This window comes from Phytoactinopolyspora halotolerans, from assembly GCF_010550675.1.
GTDB classification, from domain to species: Bacteria; Actinomycetota; Actinomycetes; order Jiangellales; family Jiangellaceae; genus Phytoactinopolyspora; species Phytoactinopolyspora halotolerans.
This window is the reverse complement of record NZ_JAAGOA010000006.1, coordinates 269,467-287,677: the sequence shown is the minus strand read 5'-3', so window position 1 is coordinate 287,677 and position 18,211 is coordinate 269,467. Positions and strand designations below refer to the sequence as shown.

15 protein-coding genes are annotated in these 18,211 nt (G+C 68.4%); 7 read left to right on the top strand and 8 right to left on the bottom strand.

Annotated elements, in window-relative coordinates; translation table 11 throughout:
* The first annotated feature begins 46 nt into the window (after nt 1–46).
* The 4 genes from G1H10_RS11235 (at nt 47) to G1H10_RS11220 (ending at nt 4,313) form a co-directional block, all read left to right on the top strand.
* A complete protein-coding gene (locus G1H10_RS11235; protein WP_216853152.1) occupies nt 47–1,045 on the top strand; it encodes a carbohydrate ABC transporter permease in 999 nt (332 codons plus the stop codon).
* Nucleotides 1,042–1,965, top strand: coding sequence for a carbohydrate ABC transporter permease (locus G1H10_RS11230; RefSeq protein ID WP_216853151.1), 924 nt, complete (start codon nt 1,042–1,044; stop codon nt 1,963–1,965). Before G1H10_RS11235 ends, G1H10_RS11230 begins: the two co-directional genes overlap by 4 nt.
* A 115-nt stretch (nt 1,966–2,080) precedes the next feature.
* Nucleotides 2,081–3,508 carry an ABC transporter substrate-binding protein gene (locus G1H10_RS11225; protein WP_163736926.1) on the top strand — a complete coding sequence of 476 codons (1,428 nt, stop codon included), beginning with the start codon at nt 2,081–2,083 and terminating at the stop codon, nt 3,506–3,508.
* 94 nt (nt 3,509–3,602) lie between these two features.
* Nucleotides 3,603–4,313: a glycerophosphodiester phosphodiesterase gene (locus G1H10_RS11220; protein ID WP_163736923.1), complete on the top strand. Its 711-nt coding sequence runs from the start codon at nt 3,603–3,605 to the stop codon at nt 4,311–4,313.
* A 5-nt stretch (nt 4,314–4,318) separates the two neighbouring features.
* Here G1H10_RS11220 and G1H10_RS11215 read toward each other — a convergent pair whose 3' ends face one another.
* Nucleotides 4,319–6,481 (bottom strand): alpha-galactosidase, encoded by a 2,163-nt coding sequence (locus G1H10_RS11215; RefSeq protein ID WP_163736920.1) that lies wholly within the window; start codon nt 6,479–6,481, stop codon nt 4,319–4,321.
* A 208-nt stretch (nt 6,482–6,689) separates the two neighbouring features.
* On the opposite strand from G1H10_RS11215, the gene G1H10_RS11210 reads away from it, so the two are divergent.
* Nucleotides 6,690–7,844, top strand: a complete 1,155-nt coding sequence (locus tag G1H10_RS11210) for an ROK family transcriptional regulator (RefSeq protein WP_163736917.1) — start codon at nt 6,690–6,692, stop codon at nt 7,842–7,844.
* Between the two features lie 67 nt (nt 7,845–7,911).
* Here G1H10_RS11210 and G1H10_RS11205 read toward each other — a convergent pair whose 3' ends face one another.
* The 5 genes from G1H10_RS11205 to G1H10_RS34500 form a co-directional block, all read right to left on the bottom strand.
* The gene (locus G1H10_RS11205) at nt 7,912–9,075 is read right to left on the bottom strand and encodes a phage baseplate protein (RefSeq protein WP_163736914.1); all 1,164 of its coding nucleotides are present in this window, start codon (nt 9,073–9,075) and stop codon (nt 7,912–7,914) included.
* A 311-nt stretch (nt 9,076–9,386) separates the two neighbouring features.
* Nucleotides 9,387–10,490 (bottom strand): Gfo/Idh/MocA family protein, encoded by a 1,104-nt coding sequence (locus tag G1H10_RS11200; protein WP_163736912.1) that lies wholly within the window; start codon nt 10,488–10,490, stop codon nt 9,387–9,389.
* Nucleotides 10,491–10,619: 129 nt separating this feature from the next.
* A complete protein-coding gene (locus tag G1H10_RS11195) occupies nt 10,620–11,363 on the bottom strand; it encodes a sugar phosphate isomerase/epimerase family protein (RefSeq protein ID WP_163736909.1) in 744 nt (247 codons plus the stop codon).
* Nucleotides 11,364–11,423: 60 nt separating this feature from the next.
* Nucleotides 11,424–12,428: a sugar phosphate isomerase/epimerase family protein gene (locus G1H10_RS11190; protein ID WP_163736906.1), complete on the bottom strand. Its 1,005-nt coding sequence runs from the start codon at nt 12,426–12,428 to the stop codon at nt 11,424–11,426.
* 99 nt (nt 12,429–12,527) lie between these two features.
* On the bottom strand, nt 12,528–13,637 hold the full coding sequence (locus G1H10_RS34500; protein ID WP_216853150.1) for a Gfo/Idh/MocA family protein: 1,110 nt from the start codon (nt 13,635–13,637) through the stop codon (nt 12,528–12,530).
* Nucleotides 13,638–13,895: 258 nt separating this feature from the next.
* Between G1H10_RS34500 and G1H10_RS11180 the strand changes: the two genes are divergently transcribed.
* Nucleotides 13,896–15,182, top strand: a complete 1,287-nt coding sequence (locus G1H10_RS11180) for an ROK family transcriptional regulator (protein WP_163737179.1) — start codon at nt 13,896–13,898, stop codon at nt 15,180–15,182.
* Nucleotides 15,183–15,248: 66 nt separating this feature from the next.
* Here the strand turns inward: G1H10_RS11180 and G1H10_RS11175 are convergent, their stop codons facing one another.
* Both G1H10_RS11175 and G1H10_RS11170 read right to left on the bottom strand, forming a co-directional pair.
* Entirely contained in the window at nt 15,249–16,988 is a 1,740-nt protein-coding gene (locus G1H10_RS11175) for a sodium:solute symporter family protein (RefSeq protein ID WP_163736905.1), read from the bottom strand.
* Complete coding sequence (locus tag G1H10_RS11170) at nt 16,985–17,335, bottom strand: DUF4212 domain-containing protein (RefSeq protein WP_163737176.1); 351 nt, start codon at nt 17,333–17,335, stop codon at nt 16,985–16,987. Before G1H10_RS11170 ends, G1H10_RS11175 begins: the two co-directional genes overlap by 4 nt.
* A 423-nt stretch (nt 17,336–17,758) precedes the next feature.
* On the opposite strand from G1H10_RS11170, the gene G1H10_RS11165 reads away from it, so the two are divergent.
* Nucleotides 17,759–18,202: a hypothetical protein gene (locus G1H10_RS11165; protein ID WP_216853148.1), complete on the top strand. Its 444-nt coding sequence runs from the start codon at nt 17,759–17,761 to the stop codon at nt 18,200–18,202.
* The last annotated feature ends 9 nt before the right edge of the window (nt 18,203–18,211 follow it).

Genomic DNA, 18,211 nt, shown 5'->3' with positions numbered 1-18,211 from the left:
AACGGATACGTCACACGCACAACTCACCTACCCGGGAGGCAACTCGGTGGCATCTCGCACCGCATCGGCGGCCGCCCACACGACTTCGGGCGCGGCGACGCCCGCCTCGGGTTCTGCGTCCGGGGGCAGCGTCCGGACAGACCTGCGGGGACGGCGACAACGCAGCTGGCGTCGTCATCGCAAAGAGTACCTGCTGTTCCTGCTCCTGCTCTCGCCGAACCTGGTGCTCATCGGCACCTTCGAGTACTGGCCGGTCATCTATAACGCGTATCTGAGCCTGACCCGCTGGAACATGCTCTCCGGTGTGCCGGAGTGGGTCGGCCTGGACAATTACCAGTACCTGCTGACCAGTTCGAACTTCCAGCAGGTGATGATGAACACGCTGTTGTTCACCGGCACCGTGGTGATCGGGAGCGTGGTGCTCGGGCTTGCTCTGGCGGTGTTGTTCAACCAGAGGATCAAGGGGCGCGGCCTGGTACGCACGGCGGCCTTCGCACCACACATCGTCAGCGGTGCCGCCGTCGCCACCCTCTGGCTGTTCATCTTCGACCCGAACTACGGCCTTTCCCGGGTGTTACTGGATCCGTTCGGCGTCGCATCGCCGCGCTGGGTGACCGACAGTGATTGGGCGCTGGTCAGCCTCATCATCGTCTACCTGTGGAAGGGCGTCGGGTTCATCGCGATCGTCTACCTCGCGGGTCTGCAGAGCATGCCGGAGGATGTCTACGAGGCCGCCAAGATCGACGGCGCCGGTTCCTGGACGACCTTCCGCCGCATCACTCTCCCCCTGCTGTCGCCGGTCACGTTCTTTGTCATGGTGATCACCATCATCGGAACGTTCCAGGCCTACGACATGATCGCGGTGATGACCGGCGGCGGTCCCGGCAACGCCACAACGACGCTGTCCTGGTACATCTACGAGCAAGGTTTCCAGGCCTCCAATGCCGGCCGCGGCGCCGCCGGAGCCATGATCCTCTTCGTCATCCTGCTCATCGTCACCGGGCTGCAGACCAAGTTCGTCCAGCGAAGGGTGCACTACCGATGAGCGGAACGCGACCAGGAGACGCGAGCGGCGTGACCATGGACACGCCCCGTGGACAGGGAGCGCGGCCGGCGAACCCTCGCACGCGCCCAGCCCGCGACGGCTCGACGATGCAGCGCGTCCTGCTCTACGTGGCGCTCGCGTTCGCTGCCCTACTCTTCGTCGGTCCGCTGTATTGGCTGTTCTCGTCGGCGTTGAAGGAGCCGGGCGAGATCTACAGCTTTCCGCCGGACTGGATTCCCAGTAGCGCGCACTGGGAGAACTTCTCCGGAGCGTGGAACGCGGCACCCTTCGGTGACTTCTTCATCAACTCGATGATCGTCACCGCGGGCGGCGCGGCCATCAAGCTGGTGAACGCCACGCTCACCGCGTACGCGTTCGTATTCCTCCGGTTCCCGTTCAAGAACGTCATCTTCCTGGTGATGCTCGGGGCACTGATGGTGCCGAACAACGTCACCCTGATCGTCAACTACATCACCGTGTCGAACCTCGGCTGGGTCAATACCTACCTGGGGCTCATCATCCCCAGTGCCGGCTCGATCTTCGGCATGTTCCTGCTGCGGCAGTACATGATGACGTTGCCGCGCGAAATCGTCGAGGCCGCCCGGGTGGACGGCGCGGGACACATGCGCACGATGTGGCAGGTCATCCTGCCGATGTGCAAGCCGATGCTGGTGACCGTCGGGATCATCGCCGTCGTGGATATGTGGAACGACTTCATCTGGCCGTTGATCGTCACCAACACGGTCGAGATGCGCACGCTGCCCATCGGCCTGCTCTACCTCAGGACGACGGACGGCTACGAGAACTGGGGCGGGATCATGGCCGGCACCGTCATGGTGGCGCTGCCGATGCTGATCCTCTTCCTCTTCGCCCAGCGACAGATCGCCCGGGGCTTGACCGGCGGCGCGGTCAAGGGCTGAGGCGCGCCGGGCGTATCCGTCCGCCACCGGACCGGTGCCACCACCGACAGTCCACACCACCGAACGCACGAAACCCATCACATGACCGAGGCGAACGAAAGGACGTGCCGGGAAGATGCGGTACCGCAATCGAGCACAGCAGGCCAGTCGACGCGACCTGATCCGGCGTCGCAGCACTCTCATCCAGCCGAGCCGGCGTCACTTCCTCGGTATGGCGGCCGCCGCCGGGGCCGGCATACCGATCCTCAGCTCCTGCGCCGGCGGCGTCAGCGAGGACGACGACGACTCCGGCGGCGGGATGGGCCAGGTGGACATCAGCCCGCCCGGCAAGTTCAGCGGGCGCGACATCAACATCGTGATGTGGAGCGCGATGGGCGGCGTCGGCGGTGAGACGCTGGATGCGCTCGTCGAGGAGTTCAACGAGTCCCAGGAGGACATCTACGCCGAGGTCCAGTTCCAGGGCGACTACCACGAGTCGTCGTCGAAGCTGACCGCGGCGCTGCAGGCCGGCGAGATCCCGGACGTCATGATGCTGGCGGACACGTTCTGGGGACGTTATCTCCTCAATGACGTCCTCGAACCGCTGACCGACTATCTCGACGACGAACTCAACCGGGACAACTACATCGACGTGCTCTACGACGAAGGGCTGGTCGGCGAGGACCTGTACTGGTTGTCGTTCGGCCGCAGCACGCCGCTGTTCTACTACAACAAGGAACTGTTCGCCGAGGCCGGACTTCCGGATCGTGGCCCGGAGACCTGGACCGAGCTGCGGGAGTGGGGCGCCGAGCTGACCCAGCTGCAGGTTCAGGGCAAGTCGCTGAAGGCGCACGCCTTCACCGGTGGTGACGACTGGCAGTTCATGGCGGCGACCTGGCAGTTCGGTGGGACGCTCTCCGACGGCCTGGAGGTGACGATCGATAGCGGCGGCGCGGTCGACGCCGCCGAGTGGCACCAGCGCTTCATCTTCGAAGACGACATGGCCTACCTCTCGCAGAGCCCCGGCGAGGACTTCAGCGCGGGCGTGGTCGCCACGTTCATCGGATCGACGGGGGCGCTCGGCGGCGTGTACGAGGCGGCGAAGTTCGACGTCGGCACCGCCTTCCTGCCACGCGAGGTGGCGCAGGGCGTGCCGACGGGCGGCAACGGGTTCTCCATCCTCAAGGGTGCGGCGCAGGAGCGCAAGGACGCCGCGTTCGAGCTGTTGAAGTTCCTCAGCCGCCCGGAGAATTCGGCCAAGTGGACGCTGGCCACCGGCTACCTGCCGATCGTGCAGGGCGCGGCCGACGAGCCGGAGCTGGCCAAGAAGCTGGACGAGGACCCGAACTTCAGCGTCGCGGTGGAGCAGCTGCCGGACGCGCAGCCGAGCGACGCGATCCGCTCCTACCTGCCGAACGGGACCGATCTGATCATCGCCGGCATCCAGCAGATCTACAGCAGCGGGAGCGCGGACGTGCAGAGCGTCTTCAGCGACGTCGCGGAGGAGCTGCGGCAGGGTGCCGAGGACATCGCCGACGACTACGAGCGCTACTTCGGCGCCTGATCCCCCGACCCGTCCCATGATCATCGACGGTTAGACCGACTATCACCGGCTCAACCGTCGATGATCACGGGCAAGGTTCGATCTTGGAGAGTGCATGGAGTTCATCAACTGCGGCCATCGCGGCGCCATGAGCGTGTCGCCGGAGAACACGATGGCGTCGTTCCAGCTCGCCGCCGCACAGGGGGCCAACGAGCTGGAACTGGATCTGAGGCTGTCGAAGGACGGCGTGCTGGTGGTCATCCACGACGCCACCGTCGACCGCACCACCGACGGCAGCGGCGCGGTCAGCGACATGACCTACGACGAGCTGCGTGCGCTGGACGCCGGCGACGGCCAGCAGATCCCGTCCTTCGACGAAGTGCTGGCCGGCACCGACACCAGGCTCCAGGTAGAGATCAAAGATCCGGACGTCGTCGATCCGCTCGTCGAGCTGCTCAGGTCCCGGCCGGACGAGGTGGATCGGATATCGCCGACGTGTTTCGCCGCGGACACGATCGCCGCCCTGGCGACGCGGCTGCCCGGCTGCGTCGTCGGACTGATCGGCAGGGCGGGCACTCCGGAGACCGTGACCCAGGCGGCTGAGCTGGGCGCCCGCCGGGTGCTGCTCGGCTGGTCCGGCACCGACCAGGCGCTGGTGACGCGGGCTCAGGAACGCGGCCTGCACTACAACGTCTGGCCGGTGAACACGCCGGATCAATTGCGTGATGCCGCCGCGCTGGGCGTGGACGGATTCACCACCGACTACCCGCCGCTGATGTTCGATCACGGCTACCGGCTGACCGACGGGCGGCTCGTCGCACCCTGAACTCGTCAGCCGTCGACACGGACCGCCTCGACCAAGACCAGCCGTTCCGGGTGCAGCGTCGGCGCCTGCACGCCCAGGTCGGCGAGGACCCGTCCGGGCAGGGTCACCCCATGCTCCCACCACGGCAGCGGCGAGCGTGCGGGGCCTTCCGGGATGTCGCCTGGAGCAAGCGGGGCGAGCCGGTACCGTGCGTCCGGGTCCAGCCCGGGTAGCCGGACCGGGCCCGTCGGCGACTGCACGCTGGTGGCCAGCTGGACGATCGCGTAGATCGCCCGCGACCGGTCGGCGGCGACCACGCCGTGTACCAGGGTCGCCGGGTCGTGGTGGTCGGCGCGGACGACGTCGCCACTGTGCATCAGGTCACGGACGTCTTTGTAGAGGGCGACCCATTCGGCCAGCTCGGCGCGTTCGTCCGGCGACGCCGCGGTGAGATCCCACTCGATGCCGAAATGCCCGAACAATGCCGTGCCGGCGCGGAAGGCGAGCGGGTGGATCCGACCGGTGGTGTGGGACTTGGTCGCACCCACGTGCGCGCCCATCATCTCCAGCGGCACCAGCAGGCCGGTCCAGCGCTGGATCTGCTGCCGTTCCAGCGCGTCGATGCAGTCGGACGTCCACACCCGGTCCGTGCGCAGCAGGATTCCGAGATCCACCCGTCCGCCGCCGGAGGAGCAGGACTCGATCTCCACGTCCGGGTGCCGGCTGCGCAACTCGTCGATCAGCCGGTAGACCGCGAGCGTCTGGCGGTGGACACCCGCCTCGCCGTGCGGGGCATGCCCGGCATCCACCAGGTCACGGTTGTGATCCCACTTCAGGTAGCCGATGCGGTACTCGGAGAGCAGCGCGTCCAGACGGTCGAGGATGTAGGCGTACGCCTCCGGATGGCCGAGATTCAGCACCTGCTGGCGCCGGGCCTCGGGCGGCATGCGGTCTCCGGCGGCCAGGATCCAGTCTGGATGGTTCCGGGCCACATCGGAGTCGGGGTTGACCATCTCCGGCTCCACCCAGAGCCCGAACTGCATGCCCAGCTTCTCCACATGGTCGACGAGCGGGTGCAGGCCGTCCGGCCAGACGGTCTCGTCCACGTACCAGTCGCCCAGACCGGCGTGATCCCCGCGCCGGCCGCGGAACCAACCGTCGTCGAGGACGTAGCGTTCCGCCCCGGTGGCCGCGGCGTGCTCCGCGAGCTGTGTGAGCCGGTCCAGGTCGTGGTCGAAGTAGACCGCCTCCCACGTGTTCATGGTCACCGGCCGCGGCGACGCCGGGTGCTGGGCACGGCCGCGCAGGTATCGATGGAACCGGCGCGAGACCTCGTCCAAGCCCTCCCCGTAGGATCCGTAGATCCAGGGCGAGGTGTACTCCTCACCCGGCTCCAGCCTCACCTCTCCCGGGAGCAGCAGTTCCCCGCCGGCCAAGACCGACTCGCCGCGCGAGTTCCGTTCGGCGAGCACGCGGTGGTTGCCGCTCCAGCCGACGTGCATCGCCCAGACCTCGCCGCTGCGGAAACCGAACCCCGCTTCGCCGGCAGCGAGCAGCAGCGTGGCATCGAGTCCGGTGCGGCCACGGCGGTTCTCCCGCAGATGAGTACCGACGGTGAACGCCGACCGCTGCGGGCTGCGTTCGCGCAGATGCCGGCCGGTCATGTCGAGCAGCTCGGTGGCCACCGGCGACACCGGCAGGGCGAGCGTGACGCCGTCGACGGTGTAGGTCGACGCATCGGTGTTGCGGACCGTCACCCGCTGCCGCACCAGGCCGTCCGCCGTCAGGCTGAGCTCCAGTGTGAGGTGGAGCCCGGCGGCCGGATCGGTCGCGACCACGGTGATCTGCTGATCCTCGTCGGGTCCGGCGTGCTCCGGCCCGCTGACCGCGTCCACGGTGAACAAGGCGGAGAAGGAGCGGCCGTCGCGATGCCCGGTCAGGCCGGGAACGCCCATCCAGCCGGCCGCGGGCTCGGGCAGCACTGACACCGGAACGGCCGCGTCGATGCTGTTGGACACCCGCTGCGGCTGTGCGGCCTGCGCCACGGCCGATAACTCGTCCTCGGTGAGCGCGCCGAGGTCTCGCCCCCAATGCAACACCTCAGGCAGGCGCGCGTCGGCATACGCCACGAGTAGGCTGACACCTGCGGCCCGGCAGTGGATGAGGCGCGGCGTGGATGGCTTCGACATGAGCGGCTCCGGCGTACGTTCGGAAACGGCGGGTGGGCGGTCCGTGTAGGGTCGTAACTTTTGGCTTAGAATTTATGGGCGCCAGCCGACCCCGATTACCTGCAGCATTCTCACGGCGAACCGCACCCTTCGCATCATATATTTATGGTCGCAGAAGATAACTCGCCCGCTACACTAGGGGCCCACGACCACCGGGAGGCACGCCCGTATGCACGTCGCGCCGCCGCTGTGGAACGGGCTGACCGACACCGCGCGTTCGGTCGCACTGGAGGTGCTGTACCACGGCCCGCTCTCCCGTGCCGAGCTCGCACGCCGGCTGACGCTGTCCCCGGGTAGCCTGACCAGGCTCTCCAAGCCGCTGATCGACATCGGCGTGCTGACCGAGATCGGCATCCAGCCGGAGAACCGCATCGGCCGGCCCGCCGTGTTGCTCGACGTCGTCCCGACCTCCCGCCATTTCCTCGGCATCAAACTCACCGGCGACGAGGCGCACGCGGTGCTGACCACCCTGCGCGCGCAGGTGGTGGCCCGGGAACGTACCCAGCTCACCAGCCTTGATCCGGCCACCGTGGTCACCACGATGCGCACGCTCATCACCAACCTCGGCCGCCGGGTCGACGATGTGGCCGCCCTGGGCGTGAGTTTCGGCGGCGTCTCCACGGACAATCTGGTGGTCGCCGAGGCACCGTACCTGGGCTGGACCGACGTGCCGCTGGCCGCGTTGCTGTCCGAGGAGACCGGCTTGCCCGTGGTGCTGGAGAACGACGTGGTCGCCGTCACCGAGGCCGAGCACTGGTTCGGCGCCGGACGGCAGTGCGAACGATTCGCCGTGATCACCATCGGGGTGGGAACCGGCTATGGCCTCGTGGTGCACAACGAGTTCGTCGCCAATCCGGACGCGGCCATCGGCATCATCGGTCACCTCCCGCTCGATGACGCCGGGCCGCGCTGCCCGCTCGGTCACCGCGGGTGCGCACACGCGATGCTGTCGATCCCGGGCATCTGCGCGTCGATCTCGGTAGCACTCGGGCGGGATGTCGGCTACGACGAGTGCCTCGACCTGGCCGTCGCCGGCCACCCGGCCGCCCGGCGTATCGTCGACGACGCCGGGCGCGCCCTGGGCCGGTTGATCGCATTGGTGGCCAACCTGACCATGCCGCACAAGGTGATCCTGGCCGGCGATGGCGTACGGCTGGCCCACATCGGCTACGACGCCATGCAGGAGCAACTGCTGCGGGACCGCGCCCCGCGCGCCACCCCGGTGAACCTGGATATCCAGGCGTTCGACTTCTTCGAGTGGGCCCGGGGCGCCGCCGTCATCGCCATCCAGAACTACGTACTCGGCCGGTTGCCGACACCCTGAGAGCCGGCGGCCGGCATCGGACGAGGGCTGCGTCGCCGGTATGTGCCATATACGCGCGGACCTCGGATCAGTGGACGAACGAGTCCTTGTAGATGATGCTGCATAGCCGGTCGTCGGCGCTGTCTGCGGTGACGCTGGTACCGAACGCGAAGCCCAGCCGGGCGCTGTCGCGGCGACCCGGTTGCGCCAGCCACACCCCCATGCCTTCCGGTTCCCGGCGATGCAGCTCGTGATAGTCCGTCACGTGCACCCGCTGCTCCACCTCGCCGGTTCGCCAATCGACACGGGTCAGATGCGTGTTGCCCTTGCTCTCGGGCGGGTTCGCGTCGCTGTAGATCTGCCCGTCGAGCAGATACAGATACCGGCCGTAGCTGGCGTAGCCCTGGAACGTGGTTCCGGCGAGCACGCCGGGTTGGGCGACGTCGGCGATCGGCACGTACTCCGGCCGCTCCTGACGGACGTGATGCAGCTCGAAGAGGGCATAACGGAAGCCGCCGTCCCGGCGATAGCGCATGACCAGCGTGTGATGGGCCGGATCCACGTTGCAGGTGGTGCGGTCGACGCCGGGGAGCAACTCGCGCCGCTGCAGTCCGGGTGTCCGCTCCGCGTCGATCACGGTGCCGTCGGAGAACGGGAACCGCAGCAACCGGGTGCCCCAGCCACTGCTCCCCTCCGTCACGGCGTCCACCTCGGTCCACAGATGCACCGAGTCGCCCACGCGCTCCACCCCGATCGCCACTCCGTGGCCGAACCGCTTGAGATACATGTGCCCGAGCCGGTTCCCGGCGAGATCAAGCTTGGTCATGGTCAGATCGCCGCGGGCGGCCCGGCGCGCGTACTGCTCGTCGCCCGGCTCGTCGCCGGGGAGCGATGTGCCGGCCTGGGTGATCTGCACCACGTAGACATGACCGCCGACGCTGTCCACCGCGAACGACTGCATGATGGTGCGCTGGTCGTGCAGCTCCCGGTTGACGAAGAGCGCCGTGCCCGGCACGTCAAGGTCGAACGCACCCGACGGTGGCAGCGCACGTCCGGCCGCCGGAGCGGCTCCGGGTGACCGGCCTGCCGTGGCCGCGGAGCCGAACGCGGCGCTCGCCGTCCCGGTGGCCACCGCCGCTGCCGCCACGCCGGCGGCCGCTCCGCCGATTCTCATGAGGTGTCGCCGGGTCAGCCCTCGCGCCGCGGCGGAGTTCTCATCCCGGGCGCCGGTGGTAACGGACCTGTCAGCCATCGCAACCCCTTCTCGCGTCGCCGCCATCGGCGACATCTCAGTAAGAGTGTTAAAACTACTGCCTTGTCCGTTAAGACGACCATGGCTCGAGCTCGAAGTCAAGCCTTGACATCGGCGAGACGGCGTCGCAGAGAGCGAACCGATGCGTCAAGCACCGTTCGCCCAGCGGTATTCACCTGCACGTTCAGGAATAAGTCAGCTACCGGCCATGCAGTGGATGTTCACCTAGGCGATGCCGAATCTCTTACCGCAGTTCGTGTTAAGAACACGCCGGGACGGCTGCGAAGCCGTCTCACCGGGCGTTTGGCTCATCAGGCCAGGGTGGATTCCTGCGGATCCCAGGCCGGCGGCAGAGGCTCGGGGCGAGCCACGTCGGAGCGGATGTCGATGAACCGGCCCGCCTCCGCCGACGTGGAGATCGCGGCCATCATCTCCAGCACGTGCTGCGCCAGCTCGCCGGACGCCCGATGCGGCTCGCCGGTACGAATAGCGCGCGCCATGTCGACCACACCGATGCCGCGGCCCAGGGCGGTGCCCTCCACCGGCAGCTGCTGCCATTCGTCCGCACCCGTGGCGAGCAGGGACAACGTGCCGTCGAAGTTGTTCGGATCCGGAACGCTCAGCGTCCCCTCGGTACCGGCGATCTCGATCATCCTTCTGTGCACCGCCGAGTCGAAGCTGAATGTCGACGATGCGCTCGGCCCGTCCGCGAAATCCACAAGCGCGTTCACGTGCGTCGGCACTTCGACGGCGAACCGAGTGCCGGCCTTGGGCCCGGAGCCGATCACCCGCTCCGCCCGTCCCTGGCGACCGGTCGCCGCCACCCTGCGCGCCGGCCCGAACAGCGAGACCAGGGCGCTCAAGTAGTACGGGCCCATGTCGAACAGGGGGCCGGCCCCGCGCTGGTAGAGGAACTCGGGGCTGGGATGCCAGCCCTCCGGGCCGTGCGAGAGCAGCGCCGTCGTCGCCGCCACCGGCGTGCCGATGACACCCTTGTCGATGGCGCGGACCGCCGATTGGATGCCGGCGCCCAGGATCGTGTCCGGCGCACACCCGATACGCAGCCCGGCCTCGGCCGCCTCGGCCAGCAGCTTCTCGCCGTCCTCGACCTCCACCACGAGCGGCTTCTCGCCGAAGACGTGCTTGCCGGCGGCCAGTGCCGACCGCGCCACCTCGCCGTGCGCCGCCGGAACGGTCAGGTTGAGCACGAGCTCCACATCGTCCCGCGCGATCACGGTGCGCACGTCACCCGCGTGCGGCACGTCGTGCTCTCCGGCGACCGTCCGGGCCCTCTCCACGTCCAGGTCGGCCACCGCCACGACCCGGACGTCCGGGCAGCCGGCCAGGTTGGTCAGGTATTGCTTGCTGATGACACCGGCGCCCACCACGGCCACACCCACCGGTCCACTGCTCATCTTCTGCTTACTCCTCCACGCATGGCTGTTCCTGCGTTGCCTTGCCGCAACCCCGCAACCCGGGATGAATACGAGAATGGGGCGCGCTGACGCCCAGAAGTCGTATTCATCCCGGCGTTCCGACGCCGATCACCGCGGCAGCGACGCCACATACCGGTAGCTGGCCTCCAGCGCATCCAGGACGTCGGTGGCACAGCGGTCGAACTCGATCACCCGCCACGCGTCCGGCGCCGCCGCCAGGTACTCCGGAACCGGCACCGACCCGCTCCCCACCACCACGTTGTGCTCGCCGACGACGGCCGGGCCGTCTTTGACGTGCAGCAGACGCACCCGGTCCGCGTGCCGCCGCAACAGCGCCGGCACGTCCGCACCGCCGACGGCCGCCCAGTACGTGTCCACCTCCAGGAACACCTCGGGCGCCAGAGCATCCGCCAGCACGTCCAGGGCGTGCCTGCCGTCGATCAGGTACTCCAGCTCGTGCTCGTGGTTGTGGTAGCCGAGGCTGATGCCGCGTGCCCGGGCCTGCTCGGCCAGCCCGTTGAGCCGGTCGGCCACGCGTTTCACCCCGTCCGCGGTGGCGAACTCGGCACGAGGGATCCCGCCGGGCACGATGGCCTGGTCGGTTCCGAGCGTGCCGAGCGCGTCGAACACCTTCGCCGGTTCGACACCCTGCACCAAGTCGGCGGCGTGCGCGGCGCACACGGTCAGTCCGAGATCATCCGCGACCTTCCGGAAGCCTGCCGGGTCGTTCAACGGCTGGAACGGCTCGACGGCGCCGAAGCCGATGCCGGCAAGGCGCCGCAGTACCGCGTCCCGGTCCTCGGCGATCTGATCCCTGGCCGAGTACAGCTGGACGGCCAACGGCTTACTCATGCGGTGCTACTCCTTTGGAAAGGGACGAGGACTCCAGCCACCCGGCGTCGAAGAGTCGCCCTAATCCGACGAGAACGCGGCGTCGAACGCCTCGGACGGCGGGTCGAAGAGCTGGGTGCGGATGTACTGCACGGCTTCGGAAGCACCGCGGAGCCGGTCCATGCCGGCATCCTCCCATTCGATCGAGATCGGTCCGTCGTAGCCGATCCGGTTCAGCATCCGGAACGCCGCCTCCCACGGGACGTCGCCGTGACCGGTCGAGACGAAGTCCCAACCGCGCCGCGGGTCCGCCCACGCCAGATGCGACCCGAGCCGGCCGTTGCGCCCGTTGCCGACCTGGAGCTTGGTGTCCTTGCAGTCGACGTGGTAGATCCGGTCCTGGAAGTCCCACAGGAAACTCACCGGATCGAGGTCCTGCCACACCATGTGGCTGGGGTCCCAGTTGAGGCCGAACGCCTCCCGGTGCCCGATGGCTTCCAGGGTACGCACCGTGGTCCAGTAGTCGTAGGCGATCTCCGACGGATGCACTTCGTGCGCGAACCGGACGCCCACCTCGTCGAAAACGTCGAGAATCGGGTTCCAGCGGTCGGCGAAGTCCTGGTAGCCGGCATCGATCACGTCCTGAGAGACCGGCGGGAACATCGCGACGTACTTCCAGATCGCGGATCCGGTGAAACCGATGACGGTGTTCACGCCCAGCTTGGCCGCCGCCCGCGCGGTGTGCTTCATCTCCTCCGCGGCACGCTGGCGGACCCCTTCCGGCTCACCGTCGCCCCAGATCCGATCCGGGAGGATACCGCGGTGCCGGATGTCGATCGGGTCGTCACAGACCGCCTGGCCCTTGAGATGGTTCGAGATGGCCCAGACCTTCAGGCCGTACTTGTCCAGAATATCCAGGCGGGACTGGACGTACGCGTCGTCCTCCACGGCTCGCCAGACGTCCAGATGGTCGCCCCAGCAGGCGATCTCCAGGCCGTCGAACCCCCACTCCGAAGCCAGCCGGGCGACCTCTTCGAAGGGAAGGTCCGCCCATTGCCCGGTGAACAACGTGATCGGTCGGCTCATGTTCGCTCCCTCGTCAAACCTCGGTGTCTGACCTGCTACGTCCGGCCGAGCGAGAGCTCCAGCGCTCACCGTGCCGGCCGCAACCGATGTTCCTCGTCTTCACGGTACGACGTCGATCCAAACCTGTTTCGCCGCCGAAGTAACCACCGCGTCCGCGATCCGGGCGGCCCGGGCCCCGTCGGCGAACGTCGGCAGACCGTCCGGCACCGTGCCGTCGTCGATCGCCGCATAGGTGTCGGCGACGAAGTGATCGAAGCAGTCCTGGTAACCCTGCGGGTGTCCGGCCGGAACACGGGCGAACCGAGCGGCCTCCGGGGTCAGGGTGTCCGGGTCCCGGACGAGCACACTGCTGCGCTCGCGTCCGCCGTACCAGAGCAGCTCCGGATTCTCCTGATCGAAGCTGAACGTCCCCGCGGTACCGGACACCTCCAGCAGCAGCCGGTTCTTCCGTCCGGCGGAGACCTGACTGATCACCGCGGAGCCGATTGCACCGGCGTGGGTAGCGAACTGCAGGACCACCGCGTCCTCGGTGTCGACCGGCCCCTCCAGGGTGCTCCCGCGGCTCGGGTGGATGGTGCTGGATTGCGCGGACACCTTCGTGATCCGGTCGCCGGTGACGAATTCGAGCAGGTCGCACCAGTGCGATCCGATGTCGCCGAACGCCCGCGTCGGCCCGCCGCGCTCGGCGTCCACCCGCCAGTTGTCGTCGCTGGGCAGCAGCATCCAGTCCTGCAGGTAACTGCCATGTGCAAGCACGACGGTGCCGATCTCACCACGGCGGACACGCTCGCGCGCCTCCCGCACCATCGGATGGAACCGGTAGACGAACGGCACGCCGGCGACCACTCCGGCGGCATCCGCGGCCGCGGCCATGGCGCCGGCGGTCTCCGCGTCGGTGCTCAACGGCTTCTCGCAGACCACGTGGGCGCCGGCGGCGATCGCCGCGTGAGTCATCTCGGCGTGCAGGTCGTTCGGCGTGCACACGTGCACCACGTCGACGTCGACCGCATCGAGGAGGTCCGTGACGGTGGGAAACGCTTTCTCCGCTCGCAGGTCCGGCCGGGCGGCTTCGGCGCGCTCCAGGCTCGAGCCGACGACGCCCACCACTCGCCCTCCGGCGACCTCCGCCGCTCGGGAATGGACTCGGCCCATGAATCCGGTCCCGATGATCGCGACTGCTCGCCGACGGACGGCTGCGTCGTGTGGCACGCCGCTTCACCTCCTGATGCTCTTGAACGCCCCGGTGCCGCTCTGCGCGCCACGCTATCCAGACTTCTGCATGAAGGTCAAGCAAAAGTCCTCATACAATCGAAATATCGAGATCCGAATGATCATGTGAAGTAGGTTTTCTCGTGCACCACCATGTCTGCAGACCTGTCACGGCACGAGAAAACCTACTTCACATGATCATTTAGGCTTCGACGCGGCGAGGCCAGCACGGCGAGAGGAGCATGTTTCACTGTGAGGATGCTCGATGGGTTCACCTCGCACGCCAAGGACGGCGCGGACCGCGACACCCAGGTACGCAGCGCCGGTCCCCGCGAGCAGCCCGCCGACACGCGGTTCGGCGTGGGCGCGCTGTTCCAGCTGCTGCGCGACGGTCGGCCGCGGACCCGCGCCGAGCTCGCCGGCGAGACCGGCCTCGCCCGCTCCACCATCGCCCAGCGCGTCGACGCACTGCTCGCCACCGGCCTGATCGGCGCCGCCGACAAGGCGGCCTCCAGCGGTGGCCGGCCGCCCACGCGGTTCGCGTTCAACCCGAGCGCTCGGGCGGTTCTCGCGGCCGATGTCGGTGCCTCGCACGTCCGGCTGGCCGTCACCGATCTGGCCGGCGAGCTGGTCGCGGAGACAGGCGAGGAGCTGCCCGTCTCGGCCGGCCCGGAACGTGTACTCGGTTGGGTCGCCGAACACGCCACCGAGCTGATCCGGGAAGCCGGAAGAAGGCCAGCCGATCTGGTCGGCGTCGGCGTGGGTCTGCCCGGACCGGTCGAACATTCCACCGGCCGGCCGATCAGCCCGCCGATCATGCCCGGATGGGACGGCTTCGACGTCACCGGGTACCTGACCGAGCGGCTGGGCACCGTCGTGCTGGTGGACAACGACGTCAACATCATGGCGCTCGGCGAGCACTTCACCAACTGGCCGGATGCCTCCCAGCTGATGTTCGTGAAGGTGGCCACCGGCATCGGCTGCGGACTGATCACCGACGGCCGGCTGCACCGCGGAGCCCAGGGCGCCGCCGGGGACCTCGGGCACGTCCAGGTGCCCCGGAGCGCCGCCGACCCGGCGAGTGCGGCGATCGCGGCCGAGGCGCTGTGCCGGTGCGGGAACGTCGGCTGTCTGGAGGCCGTGGCCAGCGGCGCCGCCATCGCCGCCGCACTGCGCCGGCGCGGGCTGACGGCCGAGAACAGCGGCGATGTCGTCGCGCTGGCACGCGGCGGGGCGCTCGAAGCGCTCCAGCTACTGCGCCAGGCGGGCCGGGACATCGGCGACGTGCTGGCCGCCGCGGTCAGCCTGTTCAATCCGTCGGTGATCGTGATCGGCGGGGCGCTGTCGCAAGCCGGCGAGCATCTCCTCGCCGGTGTGCGCGAGGTGGTCTACCAGCGTTCGCTGCCGCTGGCCACTCAGCACCTGCGGATCGTGCAGTCGCGCACCGGCGAACGGGCCGGCATCATCGGGGCCGCCGTCATGGTGATCGATCATGCGCTCTCCCCCGCTGAGGTCAACGCGCTCGCCCACGCCGGCCTGCAATGAGTCACCTCACTGCCGTCAGAGCGACAGTAAGGTGACTCATTGCGCCGGGGGCGACGCCGCAGCAGCTCAGCTCTGCCCGGCCGTGGGCCCGGTCGCCGGTCCGGCCTCCGGTTCCCCGCTCGACGACGGACCCGTCTGAGCCGACGCCGGCACCGTACGCCGGCGCGCCGGGTAACGGATGCCTTCCACCATCTCGGCCAGTTCCCTCGACGGCGGCGGTGTCAGCTTCGACACGACGATCGCCACGGCGAAGTTGACCAGCGCACCGATCGTCCCGATACCCTCCGGGCTGATATCGAGGATGTGGTCGTTCGCCGACGTGCCGAACACCTCGAGGGTGTAGACCATGTAGCTGATGGTGAACACCAACCCGGCGATCATCCCGGCGGCGGCACCGGCCGCATTGCACCTCTTCCAGAAGATGCCCAGCACCAGCGCCGGGAAGAAGCTCGACGCCGCCATGCCGAAGGCGAACGCGACCACCTGGGCGACGAAGGCGGGCGGGTTCATCCCCGCGATCACCGCGACGACCACCGCGCCCGCCATCGCGATCCGGCCGACCAGCAACCGCTCGCGGTCGGGGGCCTCCTTCCGGATCCGCCGGAAATAGAAGTCGTGCGAGACCGACGACGAGATCACCAGCAGCAGCCCGGCGGCCGTCGACATCGCCGCGGCCATACCACCGGCCGCCACCAGCCCGACGATCGGCGCCGGCAGCCCGGCGATCTCCGGTGAGGCGAGCACCAGGATGTCGTTGTTGACGATCAGATCGGCGCCGGACGCGGGGTTGTTGCCCACCGACTGGATCGTCTCCACGTCCTCACCGATCGTCACCAGCCCGGTCCCCATCCAGTTCTCCACCCAGGCCGGGAGCTCGGACACGGACGTGCCCTGGACCCCTTCCAGGAGGTTGAACTTGGTGAACGCGCCGACCGCGGGAGCCGTCGTGTACAGCAGGGCGATGAACAACAGCGCCCAGAAGGCGGAGTAGCGCGAACCGCGGACCGTCTTGGTCGTGTAGAAGCGGATGATCACGTGCGGCAGCCCTGCCGTGCCGACCATCAGCGCCATCGTCACCAGAAAGATGTCGACCTGCGGTCGCTCGGTGAACGCCTGGGTGTACTCGTTCAGCCCCAGCTCGGTGCCGAGCGAGTTCAGCTCGGCCAGGATCTCGCCGAACGACACCTGCGGGATCGGCACCCCGGTCATCCGCTGGGCCACCGCCACCGCAGGGATCAGGTACGCGGTGATCAGGACCGTGTACTGCGCCACCTGGGTCCAGGTGATGCCCTTCATCCCGCCGAGCACCGCGTAGAGGAAGATGATGGCGGCGGCGATCATGATGCCGCCGTTGAGGTCGATGTCGAGGAACCGGCTGAACACGATGCCGCCACCGGCCATCTGTCCCACGACGTAGGTGAAGGAGATGATGATCGCCGCCCCGGCCGCGATGGTCCGCACCAACTCCGAGTACCGGTCGCCGACGAACTCCGGCACCGTGTACTTGCCCCATTTGCGCAGGTACGGGGCCAGGAGGACGGCGAGCAGCACGTAGCCGCCGGTCCACCCCATCAGGTAGATCGACCCGTCCGACCCGAGGAACGCGATCAGCCCGGCCATCGAGATGAACGACGCGGCGGACATCCAGTCCGCGGCGATCGCCGCCCCGTTGGCGACGGTGGGGACGCCGTGTCCGGCGACGTAGAAGCCCTCGGTCTCCTTCACCCGGCTGCGCCAGGCGATGAAGATGTAGGTGCCGAAGGAGAGAACGATGAAGACCGTGGTCCAGGCCTGGATGTTGCTCACTGTTCGCCTCCCCTGCCGGTCTCCGCCTCGTCGTCATCGCCGTTCTCGTCGACGCCGAACTCCTTGTCCAACCGGTCCATCCGCACGGCGTAGACGAGGATCAACAGGACGAAGGTGTAGATGGAACCCTGCTGGGCGAACCAGAACCCGAGCGGGTAGTCGAAGAACGAGATCTCGTTGAGCTGCTCGACGAAGAGGATCCCGCAACCGAACGAGACCGCGAACCAGATGACCAGCAGCACGGCCATCAGCCGCAGGTTCCGCCGCCAGTACTCGCGTCTCCAATCGTGCGTGGGCGGTGGACCGCCCTCGGTCGTCTCTTGGGCGGGTGGGCCGCCCTGCCTCATCGGATCGGGTCGGGACATGAACGAACTCCCTTCTCGCTGCGGCGCCGGAGTCGAAGGGTCTGCACTGTCCGCGGCCGGCAGCCGCGGACAGTGAGCGCATGCCGCCCGGATCCCGGGCGGGCAGCCGTGACAGGGCGGCATGCACGTGTGGTGCCGACCAAGGAACTGGTCATCCGCGCGACGCGCAAGACCCAGCCGGACGGGCGGCGGATGTGGGCACCCCAGCGGTTGAGATAGCGGCCCGTACGGCGCTCACGGGTATGCCGGACCGCTCGGAGGTGTGAACGGCCCGCTCGGCGGGACCTGCGACCGTTCGCCAAGCTGGCCCTGCCGTCCACGCTGCCACCTGCCTAAACTCCGAAACACACCGCCGGAGTCGGCGGTCTTGATGGGGGCGACGACGCCGACGCCTGGAGGCCCGCGATGACCACCACACGCCAGCCAACCGCCGGCAGCCGACCCACCTCGGCAGCCACGGGTCGCCGCTCCGCCCAGATCGTCCACTCAGGAAGCGCCGGCATGCTGCTCGGTGGCCTGCTCACCGCCGTCGGTTCCGTGCTGCCCTGGGTCGCGACACCGGCCGGCAGTCTGTCCGGTACCGCCGGCGCCGGCCTGTGGACACTCTGCGCCGGGGTGATGGCCATCGCCGGAGCGCTGATCCCGCGGCGCAGGATCGCCTTGGTCCATGCCGCGGTGCCCGGCTTCGCCGTCGCGGCGATCGTGGTCTGGCAGCTCGCCCGGCTGGCTCAGCTGAGCGCCATGACCGACAGCTGGGGCAAGCTCCTGCCGGGTATCGGTCTGGTCATGGCCGCCGGTGGCTCCGTCGTGTTGATCCGCGTCGCCGTACGGCTACGCCACACGCCCTGAGCGCGGCGA